At 70.6% G+C, this 12,833-nt stretch carries 12 protein-coding genes; 8 read left to right on the top strand and 4 right to left on the bottom strand.

The genetic code is table 11. From position 1 onward, the window contains the following. The first annotated feature begins 21 nt into the window (after positions 1 to 21). The 6 genes from ACZ4XD_RS14435 to ACZ4XD_RS14410 all read left to right on the top strand — a co-directional run bounded on the left by ACZ4XD_RS14435 (position 22) and on the right by ACZ4XD_RS14410 (position 6,929). Positions 22 to 228: a hypothetical protein gene (locus ACZ4XD_RS14435; protein ID WP_468041918.1), complete on the top strand. Its 207-nt coding sequence runs from the start codon at positions 22 to 24 to the stop codon at positions 226 to 228. After that, complete coding sequence (locus tag ACZ4XD_RS14430; protein WP_468041916.1) at positions 215 to 1,612, top strand: amidase; 1,398 nt, start codon at positions 215 to 217, stop codon at positions 1,610 to 1,612. The genes ACZ4XD_RS14435 and ACZ4XD_RS14430 overlap by 14 nt, the downstream gene beginning before the upstream one ends. Before the next feature lie 165 nt (positions 1,613 to 1,777). Continuing rightward, positions 1,778 to 2,350 carry a TetR/AcrR family transcriptional regulator gene (locus tag ACZ4XD_RS14425; RefSeq protein WP_468041914.1) on the top strand — a complete coding sequence of 191 codons (573 nt, stop codon included), beginning with the start codon at positions 1,778 to 1,780 and terminating at the stop codon, positions 2,348 to 2,350. A gap of 222 nt (positions 2,351 to 2,572) precedes the next feature. Further along, a complete protein-coding gene (locus tag ACZ4XD_RS14420) occupies positions 2,573 to 4,309 on the top strand; it encodes a sensor histidine kinase (protein WP_468041972.1) in 1,737 nt (578 codons plus the stop codon). A 97-nt stretch (positions 4,310 to 4,406) separates the two neighbouring features. Next, positions 4,407 to 5,060, top strand: coding sequence for a response regulator transcription factor (locus tag ACZ4XD_RS14415; RefSeq protein WP_468041912.1), 654 nt, complete (start codon positions 4,407 to 4,409; stop codon positions 5,058 to 5,060). A gap of 309 nt (positions 5,061 to 5,369) precedes the next feature. Then, positions 5,370 to 6,929, top strand: coding sequence for an alpha/beta hydrolase (locus ACZ4XD_RS14410; protein ID WP_468041910.1), 1,560 nt, complete (start codon positions 5,370 to 5,372; stop codon positions 6,927 to 6,929). Positions 6,930 to 7,111: 182 nt separating this feature from the next. On the opposite strand, the gene melC2 is transcribed toward ACZ4XD_RS14410, so the two are convergent. Both melC2 and melC1 read right to left on the bottom strand, forming a co-directional pair. Further along, on the bottom strand, positions 7,112 to 7,930 hold the full coding sequence (gene melC2, locus ACZ4XD_RS14405; RefSeq protein WP_468041908.1) for a tyrosinase MelC2: 819 nt from the start codon (positions 7,928 to 7,930) through the stop codon (positions 7,112 to 7,114). Positions 7,931 to 7,971: 41 nt separating this feature from the next. Then, positions 7,972 to 8,436, bottom strand: coding sequence for an apotyrosinase chaperone MelC1 (gene melC1, locus ACZ4XD_RS14400; protein WP_468041906.1), 465 nt, complete (start codon positions 8,434 to 8,436; stop codon positions 7,972 to 7,974). 835 nt (positions 8,437 to 9,271) lie between these two features. On the opposite strand from melC1, the gene ACZ4XD_RS14395 reads away from it, so the two are divergent. After that, positions 9,272 to 10,204: an SDR family oxidoreductase gene (locus ACZ4XD_RS14395; protein ID WP_468041970.1), complete on the top strand. Its 933-nt coding sequence runs from the start codon at positions 9,272 to 9,274 to the stop codon at positions 10,202 to 10,204. Between the two features lie 33 nt (positions 10,205 to 10,237). Beyond that, complete coding sequence (locus ACZ4XD_RS14390) at positions 10,238 to 11,527, top strand: DUF4419 domain-containing protein (RefSeq protein WP_468041904.1); 1,290 nt, start codon at positions 10,238 to 10,240, stop codon at positions 11,525 to 11,527. Here ACZ4XD_RS14390 and ACZ4XD_RS14385 read toward each other — a convergent pair. Next, the gene (locus tag ACZ4XD_RS14385) at positions 11,492 to 12,022 is read right to left on the bottom strand and encodes a hypothetical protein (protein ID WP_468041967.1); all 531 of its coding nucleotides are present in this window, start codon (positions 12,020 to 12,022) and stop codon (positions 11,492 to 11,494) included. The genes ACZ4XD_RS14390 and ACZ4XD_RS14385 overlap by 36 nt on opposite strands. A 168-nt stretch (positions 12,023 to 12,190) precedes the next feature. Further along, positions 12,191 to 12,778 (bottom strand): DUF488 domain-containing protein, encoded by a 588-nt coding sequence (locus ACZ4XD_RS14380; protein ID WP_468041902.1) that lies wholly within the window; start codon positions 12,776 to 12,778, stop codon positions 12,191 to 12,193. Positions 12,779 to 12,833 lie beyond the last annotated feature (55 nt).

The following is a 12,833-nucleotide window of genomic DNA, read 5'->3' as shown; positions in this document are numbered from 1 at the left end:
GCACGCACAGGAAGGGGATCCATGAGCGACGTTGAACTCACCGCTACGGAGGCCGCGCGAGGGGCGCTCCGTGCCGGGCTCCCGCTGGAGAGCGAGCGCCATGCCGAGGTGGCCGCCACCGCGAACCACATCCACTCCGTGGTACGCACCTTGCGCGAACTGGACTTCGGGGAGACACCGCCCGCCACCCACACCATCGAAGGGGCGGCCACCGATGGCTCTCTTTGAACTGACCCTCGCCGAGGCGGCCGACGCCGTGGCGCAGGGCGAGCTGTCCCCGGTGGAGCTGACCGATTCCGTGCTCGCACGACTCGACGCCGTCGAAGAGCGGCTCGGGGCGTACGTCACCGTGGCGAGTGAAGTGGCGCGAGAGTCGGCCGCATTGGCGGAGCGCGAGATCACGGCCGCCCGGTATCGGGGCCCGCTGCACGGCATCCCGTTCGCGCTGAAGGACCTCATCGATGTCGCCGGTCTGCCGACCACGGCCAGTTCCCGGGTGCGGGCGGGGCATGTCGCACCGGCCGACAGCGCGGTGGCCCGGCGCCTGTTCGACGCCGGCGCGGTCCTCCTGGGAAAGACGCACACACATGAATTCGCTTACGGGCTGACGACGCCCCAGACGCGCAATGCCTGGGACCAGGGCCGCATCGCGGGCGGATCGAGCGGTGGTTCCGCGGTCGCCGTGGCCGCCGGGGCGGCCACCTTCGCCCTGGGGACCGACACCGGAGGTTCCATCCGAGTCCCCGCGGCGCTGAACGGAGTCGTTGGGCTGAAGCCGACCTACGACCTCCTGCCCCGGCACGGTGTGACCTCGCTGTCCTGGTCCCTGGACCATGTCGGTCCCCTCACCCGTACGGTGCGGGACGCGGCGCTCGTGCTCTCCGCACTGACGGGCAACGACTCCGAGGACCCGGCTTGCTCCGATCTGGCACGGCCCGGCTACCCGCTCCTGGGGAAAGGGGACTTGACGGGCCTGCGGATCGGAGTGCCGGTCAACTACTACTTCGACCGGGTCAGCCCCGAGGTCGAGACCGCCGTACGGGGCGCCCTCGCCCAGATGTCGGACCTCGGGGCCGAACTCGTCGAGGTCGAGATTCCGCTGGCCCGTTACGTTCAGGCGACCCAATGGGGTCTGATGGTCCCGGAGGCCACCGCCTACCACGAACGTGCCCTGCGGTCCGTCCCCGAGCTGTACGCCCCGGACGTCCGGGTGCTGCTGGAGGCCGGCGAACTCCTTTCGGCCGGTGATTACCTGCGGGCCCAGCGGGCCCGCACGCTCATGCGCCAGGCGTGGGGGCGCGTGCTCGAACAGGTCGATGTGATCGCTGCGCCCGCGGTGCCGATGACGGCCGCCGAGGTGGGCGAGGACGCCGTGAAATGGCCGGACGGTACGACGGAGAGTGTCTCGGACGCCTATGTCCGCCTGTCCGCCCCCGCGAACATCACCGGGATCCCGGCCCTGACACTGCCGGTCGGCCGCGATGACGCGGGCCTGCCCATCGGGATGCAGCTGATGGGGCCGCCCAAGGGGGAGGCCCTCGTGCTCCGTGCCGGTCATGCCTACGAATCCGTCCAGGACGGGCGCGGTCAACTGGCACCGGGGATGGCCTGAAGAACGCGGTCAGGCAGGTGCGCGGCAGCCGGTTCAGCCGTAGATACCGGTGCGCCTCGCCGGAGGCCGGCCGGGCTCCTCACGGGTGCGGGCTGCCGCTGAGCGACGAACGTCAGAGAGGAAGGACCCACTCCAGATGCAACGATTTTGCTTTAAGGTGGTGGCATGAGTCCCAAGGCCATGGCTCGCCCCGGGGGGCGCAGCGCCCGCGTCCAGGAGGCAGTGCACGCCGCGGTCCGGGAAATCGAAGCCGAAGCGGGCCGGGCCGGGTTGACCGTGCCGGCGGTCGCGGCCCGCGCGGGTGTCACCCCGTCGACGATCTACCGCCGCTGGGGCGACCTCCATGAGCTGCTCTCCGACGTGGCGGTCGAACGGCTGCGTCCCGAGGAGCCGCCCGCCGATCACGGGAGCCTCCACACCGATCTGGAGGCCTGGGCCAGGCAGTTCCTCGACGAGATGGCCTCTCCGTCGGGCCGCGCCTATATACGCGACGCGCTCCTCGGCGACCCCGACGGCAGCAATGCCGGCCAGTGCTCGGCCTACGCCGCCGAACAGATCGAGGTCATCCTCGGTCGCGCGACGGGACGGGGCGAAGCCGCTCCCGAAGTAGAAGCGGTCATGGACCATGTCGTGGCCCCGATGATGTACCGGATCCTGTTCCAGCCGGGCCGGCTCACGGCTTCCTACGCGGATCAGCTCGTCCAGGCCGCCCTTACCGCACCCGTCCCGCCCGACTGACGGAGTGAGCCGTCGGACTCGTCGCCACTGTCGTGGGACTTTCGTTGCTGCACGTCGCGACGAAAGGTGGTGTCGTCGACGCGGGGGGCTGCTTAACGTAGCTGCGTGACAGGTGTGGAAGGTATGGAGCGTGCCCAGCGCGCTCGGCCGGCGCCCGCGGTAAGGGTGCGTGCGGGGCTGCGGCGGCTGGCCGAACCGGGCAGGGCGCTCTTCGGCCCCGGGATGTGGCCGCCCAGGCGCATGGTGCTGGAATCGCTGCTGAGCGTGGTGCTGGCGACGCTCACGGCGGGAACCGAGGCCCTGCGCCAAGCGGGCGCGGTACAGATCGTCGCCGTCGCGCTGGCTGCCGGACTGCTGTTGCCGCTGCGCCGGGTGCTGCCCGGGACCATTCTGCTGGTGGCCATCGCGGCGTCGTTCCCGTTCGGCGGCTTCGCGCTGCTGGTCCCCGTCGCCAGCTGGTCCGCCGGGCGCCGGATCGACGGGGTGGGCAGGGCGACCGGCACCTTCGCCCTCGCGTACGTTTTCGCCTTCTGCCTGGATCTCTCGCGGGAGTTGCCCCGCGTCTCACCGGCGCTCCTGGTCGTCGGCGCCCTGGTGACACTGGTCGCGACCATCCTGCCCGGCCTCGCCGGCCGCTACTGGTCGCAGCGCCGCACACTGCTGGACACCCTGCGCGAGTACAACGCCCAACTGCTGCGCGAGCGTGCGATGATCGCCGGACAGGCCCGGATGCGCGAACGCCAGCGCATCGCGCAGGACATGCACGACAGCCTCGGCCATCAGCTCGCTCTCATCTCGGTGCACACCGGCGCGCTGGAGGTGGACCGCGAACTGACCGGACGACAGCGGGAAGCCGTGGGGGTCCTGCGGGAGGCGTCGGTCGGCGCGATGCACGAGCTGCGCGAGGTGGTGGGGCTGCTGCGGGACGGCACCCATGCCCCCGGTGACGGGACCACTCCGTCGGCTGTCGCGGGCGGCACGCCCACCCCTGCTCTGGAGGCGATGGGGGAGGAGGACGCCAAGGCGCCGGCGCGCGGAGTGGCAGGCATAGAGCGCTTGGTGGAGGTGTCCCGGAGCGCGGGTACGGCCGTGGAGCTGCGGCGCTCGGGCGAGATGCGTCCGCTCGCCCCGACCGCCGACCATGCCGCGTACCGGATAGCTCAGGAGGGCCTGACCAACGCCCATAAGCACGCCCCGGGCGCCTCGATCACCATTGAACTGCGCTATGAGCCGGACTCGTTGGTCGTGGAGGTCGCGAACGGCCCCGTACCCGAGACCGCGGACGACGGCCGGAGCGTGGTGAGCGGCGGCCAGGGGCTGACCGGGCTCCGGGAGCGGGCCCGGCTCGTCGGCGGCATGGTGCATGTGGGCTCCACGGCGGACGGCGGTTTCCGGCTGGCGGGTGTGCTGCCGTACACCACGCCGGAGCGCGGTGCCACCAGCTCCTCGCCCGGCGACGAGACGGCGACGTTCGTTGACCCCACAGGCGACTTTCGGCAGCAGATCGCGGCGGGTTCGCTCGGCGAAGCTGATCCGGTCATCGACTGGAACGGATCGCCGAAGGAGCTGGCCAAGGCCATGAGCGCGCAGAAGAGAAGCAGCGGTATAGCCATCGGCTGCGGGGTGGCGGCACTGCTCGTCCTGCTGTTGGTGGCCGGCGTCGTCGTCGGCGGGGCCTTCCTCGCGACCGAGGCGAACAAGGCCATGATCGAGCCGAAGGAGTACGCAGCGGTGAAGGTGGGCCAGTCCGAGAGCACGGTACGCAAGCAGTTGCCCGACGGCTCCTCCTTCCTGGCCAAGGGCCTGGACCAGGGCGCACCGCCGGTACCCAAGGGCGCGAAGTGCCTCAGCCTGAATTCCTCGGAGTTCGGCAGCAGCTGGGAAAAGGAGCCGGTCTTCCGGTTCTGCTTCAAGGACGGCAAGTTGATCGAGAAGAAGTCCTTCGAGGTCAAGACATAAGGGCGGAGCTCTCGCCGTGAGGTCCGGGCGGGCGGCGTGATCGGGGATGATGGTGAGCGGCCGCAGCTATGACCGTTCAAGAGGGCGCAGGGGACTCGTGATCAAGGTTCTCGTCACGGATGACGAGCCGCTCATTCGGGCGGGTATCAGGATGATTCTCACCTCGGCCGACGACATCGACGTCGTCGCGGAGGCGGCGAACGGCCGCGAGGCGATCGAACTGGCCCGCGCCCAGCGGGTGGACGTCGTGCTGCTCGACCTCCAGATGCCGATCATGGACGGGCTGACGGCCCTCGCCGAACTCCGCCGGGCCGCCCCCGATGCTCGGGTGCTGATCCTCACCACCTTCGGGGAGCAGCAGAACGTGCTGCGCGCCCTGGCGGACGGCAGTGCGGGCTTTCTGCTCAAGGACTCGGCGCCGGCGGAGCTGATGCGCGCGGTCCGGGCCGCCGCGGCCGGGGACGCGTATCTGTCCCCGGGCGCCACCCGCCATGTCGTGGACTCGCTGGCGTCCGGCCAGAGCGTGCGCCGCGCCGAGCAGGCCCGCCGTCGGCTGGAGACCCTGTCGGACCGCGAGCTGGAGGTCCTGGCGCTGCTGGGCGAGGGCCTGTCCAACGCGGACGCCGGCCAGCGGATCCATATGAGCGAGGCCACGGTCAAAACGTATGTGAGCCGCATCCTCGCCAAGCTGGGCTGCGAAAACCGGGTACAGGCCGCACTCCTGGCACGAGACGCCGGCCTGGGCACCTGAACCAGCCTCCCCCCGACCCCACGAAACGAGTCCCTCACCAGCGGGCCGCCCTGGCCCCGCCCCCCACCGCAAGTCACCGCCTCAGTGAAGTCGAGGCCCCGGTCGGCGTAGCTGTAGCCGCTGCACGCACATCTCCCGACAGGGGGCGAGGGCGGCACCACCGCACCAAGGGCACCGGCCCGACGCAGCAACTGCCCGACCCGGCTGCCCCCTGGACCATCCGAGCACCCAACTCGTGCTGGGCGCCGGCACATCACTCAGCCCGCCCAGCACATCACTTCTCTCCCCCTCAGCAACAGAAAGACAGCCATGTCCAGATTTCCGACGCTCCGCACCACCTCACTACTCTGCGCCTCCCTCCTGCTCACCCTCGGCGCCACCGCCTGCGGCCCGGACAAGGACGACACCGGCCCGCCGAACTCCACGCCCGCGGGGGCCGCCGCTCTCCCCGCGTCCCTCGCCTCCCAGAAGCTCAACTGGCGTCCGTGTACGGCGCCGTCCACCGCTCAGGGCGGTGGTGCCGCGCCCGGCAAGCTGCCCGACGGCACGGCGTGGGAATGCGCGACCATGAAGGCGCCCCTGGACTACGCCAAGCCCGCCGGCGACACCATCGACCTCGCGATGATCCGCGCCAAGGCCGAGGGCGGCGGCGAGCGGATCGGCTCTCTGGTCTTCAACTTCGGCGGGCCGGGCGCCTCAGGCGTGGCCACCCTGCCGGGCTACGCCTCGGCCCGTACCCTGCGCTCGCACTACGACCTGGTCAGCTTCGACCCGCGCGGCGTCGGCGACAGCGCGGGCGTGCGGTGCCTCAGCGACAAGGAGACCGACGCGCAGCGCGCCGAGGACCACGATCTGGCGGGGGCAGCCGAGCAGAACAAGCGGACCGCGGCGGCCTGCGCGAAGCACTCCGGGAAGGTGCTGCCGCACGTCGGTACCGAGAGCGCCGCCCGCGACATGGATCTGATGCGCCAGGTACTGGGCGATGCCAAGCTCAACTACTTCGGCATGTCCTACGGGACCGAACTGGGCGGCGTCTACGCCCACCTGTTCCCGAAGCACGTCGGCCGCACCGTCCTGGACGCCGTGGTCGACCCGACCCAGAACGCCGTACAGGAGTCCCTGGGCCAGGCGAAGGGCTTCCAGCTGGCGCTGGACAACTACCTCGCGCACTGCGTCAAGACGCCCGGCACCTGCCCGTACCGGAGCCCCGAGGACGGGCGCCGGCGGATCGCCGGCCTCCTGGCGAAGACCGCGAAGCAGCCGCTGCCGACGAAGAGCGGACGCAAGCTCACCAAGGAGCAGGCGACCATAGGCATCGTCGCGACGCTCTACTCCAAGGAGGCCTGGCCGGCCCTGTCGGTCTCGCTCGCCCACGCGGAGCAGGGGAGCGGCGACAACCTCATGATGCTGGCCGACGGCTACATAGGCCGGGACGACAAGGGCCACTACAACACCATGCAGTCCGCCAACACAGCGGTGAACTGCGCCGACACCAAGCAGCGCCTCGCTCCCAAGGAGGTGCAGGCCAGACTGCCCGAGTTCCGCAAGGCGTCCCCCGTCTTCGGTGAGCTGACCGCGACGGGCCTGCTGGGCTGCCACGGCTGGCCGGTCACCGGCACCAGCGACACCCCGGAGGTCTCGGCGCCCGGCGCAGCCCCCATCGTCGTCATAGGTAACGCGGGCGACCCGGCGACTCCCGTCGCGGGCGCCCGGAAGATGGCGAAGAAGCTCGGGAAGGGCGTGGGGGTGCTGCTCACCGTCAAGGGCGAGGGCCATGGCACCTACGGCGTCAACTCGTGCGCCACCAAGGCCGTGAACGGCCATCTGCTGGACGGCAAGGTCCCGGCGGACGGCACTGTCTGTTCCTGACCACCGAGTAGCGCGCCGATGCGCACGCTCCTGTTGTCGGGGCGTGCGCATCGGCTGAGGTGCTGCGGTCCTGCGGCACTGCCTGCCGCAGGACCGCGCAGGGGCCGCAGCAATCAGCAGGTGCCCGCTACCGGCCCCTGGCCGGCGCCGCCCTCAAAAATAAGGAAGCTGTCAGGTACCTGTCACGCATAAGTGTAGAACTTGGTGTGATCCAGCAGGTCCGCCGGAGTGACGTCGTTCCATGGCTTCATGGTGTCGTGGAGGCCGACGACGTTGGGTGTGTTGCCGGTCGGCAGATACTCCGACTTGGGGTGCATCCGCTGCCAGTCGGCCCAGAGTTTGTCGATGAAGCAGTGGTGCAGCCAGAAGACCGGGTCGTTGGGCGAGGCGCCGGTGGTCATCTGCCCGCCGACCCAGACGTGCACCCGGTTGTGCAGATTCGGGCCGCGCCAGCCCTCGACGTTGTTGCGGAAGCTGTCGGACGAGCTGTTCCAGGGGGCGGCGTCGTAGACCGTCATGGCGAGTACCCGGTCCACCTCGGCCCGGGTCGGCAGTTCGCGGACCCCGGAGCCGAGCGAGCGGCGCAGGAACGTCCGGCCGTCCACCCGGATGTTCATCGGCCACTTGCCGCTGGTGAAGGCGAACGGCCCCGAGGTCACCCGGCCGTCGCCGCTCCGCCCGTCACCGCCGAGGAAGTCGTCGGCCCACAGGGAGCTGCGGGGTGTGCGATCGACGGTCCAGTCCCAGTAGGGGAGCATGACCGACGGTGTGATGCTCTGGAGGGCTTGTTCGAACTGGAGCAGGAACCTGCGGTGCCAGGGCAGGAACGACGGTGACCGGTGGCCGGTCCGCTCTCCGTCGTCGGTGTCACCGATGATGAAGGCGTTGTGGGTGCTGATGAACTCGTCGTAGCGGCCGCTGCGCTTGAGTTCCAGCACCGCATCGACGAAGTTCCGCTTCTCGGTGGCGGTGAGGTCCGCCTGGTTCTTCCGGACTGCCATGTCGAGGACTCCTCGGTGGGGGGGACGGGCAGGGTCGGGTCTCAGCCGGTGACGACGGGGACCAGGTCGGCGCCCTGGAGTTCGCGGACGGCGGCGCGCGCCAGGGCACGTGGCGTGGTGAAGGTCTCGTAGTGGTTCACCAGGCTTATCCAGGTGCCGTCGGCATTCCGCATCACATGGAGGTCGTCGTTGTCGATGCGGACGACGAAGTCCATCCCCTCGTGCGGGCCGGCGGCCCGGCCGGCGTGGTGACCCCCGTGGTCTCCGTCATCGGCGGGCCAGCCCTCGATATGACGGCCCTGGTACACCTCGTCGAACGGCTCCGCCATCTGGTGCCCGCCGGACGGCCCGTGCCCGGCTGCGTGCCCGTGACCGGCTGAGTCTCCGCGGCCTGCGGCGGGGCGGGCAGCGGCGGTTTCGGCGAAGGCGGCCGGTGCGGCGAGCACCGCACCGGTCACGGCGGCGGCACTGCCGTACAGCACCTGGCGTCGGGTGGGACGCGACATCTTCCACTCCTCTGTACGTCTCGGCTCCTCCTCCGGGTCAGGCCCGCAGAGGAGGTTCTTCGAGCCGGCGGGCCGACGGTCGGTCCGCGCCGCCACATGCTGGCAGGGTCGAACGGATCATCAAGTTGTCCCGGTGAGTGAGGCAAGGAACGAGACAACACCTGGACAGAGGTGCAGGATTCAACGGCGCCAATCGTCTTCCTGCCCCTGCACGGCTCGCCTCGGAACCGGATATTCCGCGATGTCGGCCGCCCTTCGCCGCAGATCCTTCTCTCACTCGATCGAAACCATGAGCCCCCGCACGGCCGGAACTCGGCGCGAATGCAGGGGGCTCCGGGGTCGGGGGGTTTGCGGCCCCGGCACTGATACGGCGCGGCGGTGAACCGGCATGCAGATAGGAGGTGTTGAGGCCACGGGTCGGCCTTCGCGTCCATCAGGACACCTGCGTCACGGATCTTCGCCGACGAGTCCCGCAGGCGGAGCCGCGCGGGCTCCGCGGCGGCCACCGCGTCCGCCACCGCCACCGCCACAGCGTCCGCCCCGGCCGCCTCCTCGACCGATCAGCCGGCCCCTCGTGGACCGAGCAGGCAGACACGTCCGCGAGGGCGAATCGCGAGCCCGATGCCAGCACGTTCGATGTCACGCGAGCGGGACTGACGTACGGTGGCTGTGGCTGTGGCTGTGGCTGTGGCTGTGGCCGTCCCTGGCCGTGGCCCTGGACGGCGGTACCCCTGGACGTGGCCGTGGCCCTGGTGTTGCCCTGGGCCTGGCGGTGCTCTTCCCCATGCCCTTGCCCTTGACCTGGCCGTGTCCGAGGAGGTGGCTGGTGATGGTGATGTGGTCGCCCCGGCGCGACGCTCTGCGTGGCCGTGTCGCGCTGGTGGCCGGAGCGACGCGGGGAGCCGGCCGCGGAATCGCTGCCGCACTGGGGGAAGCCGGTGCCACCGTGATCTGTACGGGGCGCAGCAGCAGCACGGGCACCGCCGCGATCCAGTCGGATTACGCCCGCACCGAAACCATCGAGCAGACGGCCGGGCTGGTGAACGGCCTGGGCGGGGAGGGAATCGCCGTCCAGGTGGATCACCTGGATTCCGCGCAGGTCGCACGCCTGGCGAAACGCGTCCGCGACGAACACGGCCACCTCGATGTGCTGGTGAACGACATCTGGGGCGGCGAGATCCTCAAGGGCCCGCCACCGGAGTGGAACACCCCCGTCTGGGAACACGACCTGGACAAGGGCCTGCGCATCCTGCGACTGGCGGTCGAGACCCACCTGGTCACCTCGCACCACCTCTTGCCCCTCTTGATCGACCGACCCGGCGGCCTGCTCGTCGAGGTCACCGACGGCACCACGGCCTTCAACGCGGACCACTACCGGATCTCGGTGTACTACGACTTGGCGAAGGTCGCCGTGAACCGCCTGGCGTACTCCCAGGGCCACGAACTCGCACCCCACGGCGCGACCGCAGTGGCCCTCACCCCGGGATGGCTGCGCTCGGAAATGATGCTCGACAATTTCGGGGTCACCGAGGCCAATTGGCGGGACGCCCTGCACGGCACGGTGGAGGGATACCCCGCCGCCCCCGCCGGATTCGCACACTCCGAGTCACCCCGGTACCTCGGCCGCGCCATCGCAGCACTGGCCACGGACCCCGCCCGGGCCCGCTGGAACCAGCACTCACTCACCTCCGCCGAACTCGCCCGCGCATACGGCTTCACCGACATCGACGGCTCCCGGCCCGACAGTTGGGCACACCAGGCGTCCTAGGATCACGCCGAGGGCACTTCCTGGGGGACGCGCATGGCTTTCGAGATGGGCTTGCCGCTCGGCGAAGACGCCGGCGCGGCCCGGCTCGCCGCTGACCTCGTCGAGCTCGACAACGAGCGCTTCCTGCGGGCGGTGCTCCGCGACCGGGTGCGCATCCACCACCGCAGCACCGAGGGCCTCCTCGGCTGGACCACCAACGCGCCCGGGACCGCCGAACCCACATCCAGCCTGCTGCTGCGCGCCCTCCACCTGTGCTTCACGGCTCATCTGCCCTTGAGCCTCTCGCCCGATGTGCTGTGGTACGCCGTCGTGCACGAGGTGGCCGTGCACGTCCGGCTCAACTCCGCCACGTACGAGGGCCTCTTCACCGAGACAGCCGGGCACCGACAGACCATCGCCGTACGCGACGACCTGGCCCCGTGCGACTGGGAACACTCGATCAATCTGGTTCACCAGCCCCTGCGCGCCCGGATCGGCGACGAGGTGGCCGACCTGTTCCAGCCGGCCTTCTCCACCACCGCCCCGACCGACGCCACGGCCACGCTGGTGGCGCTGATGGACGTGGTCAGCCCGTACTACCGCTTCCGGTGGCAGACCCTCTGCGGCATTCCCCGGATCCGGCTCGAAGGCACGGACCGGGACTGGCGGCTGCTGACGGCCCGGGTGCGGGAGCTGGCGGAGTGGTTCGACGGGCTGCGGCCGTGGTTCGCCCGCCTGGACCCGGTGCTGGAAAGGATCAGCGAGACCGCTTCGGGGTGGGGTGTCGACCACGCCTTCTGGCGTTCGCTCTACAAGTGGGAATCGGCCTCCGGCGGTGACCGCGTCACGGGGTGGATCACTGCCTTCTTCGCCCACCGGTACACCGACGACGGCCCGCTTCCCAAGCAGTCGTTCGGCCCGGCCATCATCGAACGGCGCCCCCTCCGGACCGACCTCGTGCTCAACCTCGGCGGGATCTGCGCGGTCCGGGCCGATGACGGCGACTGGTACTTCGGGGATCTGGTCTCCGACGCCGGGGACGTCCGGTGCTGGGCTCGTCACGCCCCGACCTCGGCGTGCGCTGCGAGCGCTCTGAGGGAGCTCTCCATAGGCGGAGGGGGCGGGCGCGGGGACTCCGGCCGTGGCGTCCCAGGCCGCCACGAAGGCGCGCCGCGGTACGCCCACGTCCGTAATGCGCTGCCGGCTCGGCCACCCGCGCGCTCGCCCGGACGGGGAGCCGGCTCGTGGACCGCGAACCAGCGGATGCCGGGCCGCCCCGGCCCGGCCGGCAGGACGGCGCAGACACCCCTAGGCGCAAGCCGCGTTGAGATCATCGTCCTGTAGCTGGTGCAGGAGCGAGGCCCGGTGCAGGTCGGCTATGGGGGCGGGGAGGTCCGGGTGGCGCAGCAGTGCCGCCGCCCGGCGGTCGCGGGAGTCGGGACTGGTCAGCCGGCGGAAGTCGAGGGGCAAGCCCGCCAGGTGCTCAGTCTTCGCAAGGGCCGCCACCGCGGTCTCGGCAAGGGCCGGCACGGTGAGCAGGCAGGCGCCCCAGCTCGCCACGACCTCATCGACCCAGCTCCGCCACGCCTCCTCGGGCTCGGCAGCGTCCACCGCCTCGGCACCGCTGACCCAGTCCAGCCGCTCCGAGCCACCCGGGCCGACGAGAGCGAGCAGCGCGGCATCCGCGGCCGTCGGATACCGCAGCCACGCGGCGACCGTTGCCGCCTGCTGAGCCTGGGCCTGGGCCAGGGCTGTGTCCAGGGCGCCACCTGTGGCGGGGTAGGCGCGCAGCAGCCACTGTGTGGTGGAGGCGATGACGGGGGAGAGATCGGCGGACATCGGCACGGTGTCGTGTCCTTTCTCAGGCGCAGCCGGAAACGGCCCGTGAAGGCCCGTGAAGGTGTGGAGGTGCGGGGGCGCGAAGAAGCCTTCGGGGGAGCCTAGGCCCAAGACATTTCCGGCGAAATGATCCAGGTCACGTAGGTGGGAGGGGCGCAAGGGCCCCAGTCATGCGCCTTCGTCTCTGCCGAGCCGACTTTGGCGGGGCCGGCCGGCAGCCGCGGCCTCGGTGTCGTCGTAGACGAGCAGGCCGTCGGGGCGTAGCCGCAGCCCCGGCGTCGGGGGGTGGGGCATGAGCCGGTTGTCGTGCATCAGGTGGTGGACGGTGACGTGTCTGGAGACGGTGGCGAAGTCGGCGATCAGGCGTCGGTGGCAGCGCCACCAGACCGCCTCGCTGCACATCACCGTCGTGCGGGAATGAGCGGCTTCGTCGAGCAGTCGGTCCATCGCCGCCACGAACGCGGGCTCACGCATATAGGCGGCATAGCCCCTGAACGAGGCATTGCGCCAGACGACGTCCGGGGAGTCGGCCGGTGTTTTGCGGAAGCCGCCCAGGTCCGGCTCCCAGCGGTAGCTGAGGCCGGCCCGCGGCATCCAGTGGGCGAGGCGGCTGCGGAACAGATGGGGGTTGCGACGGCTGCCGGGGCCGATCCGTACGTCGACCACCGACTGCACGCCCGCTCCTCGCAGCAGCTCGATCACCTGCTGTTGCTCCGCGGTGCTGTGACCGAAGGTGATCAGCTCGGAATGACGCATCGGGCCCCGGACCGTTGCCGTGCCTGCTGGTCCCCACGTCCGGTCGGCGCTCTGC

The organism is Streptomyces sp. NPDC029466 (assembly GCF_055574515.1).
Note: the sequence above shows the minus strand (reverse complement) of the source record. Positions and strands in the feature narration are given on the sequence as shown.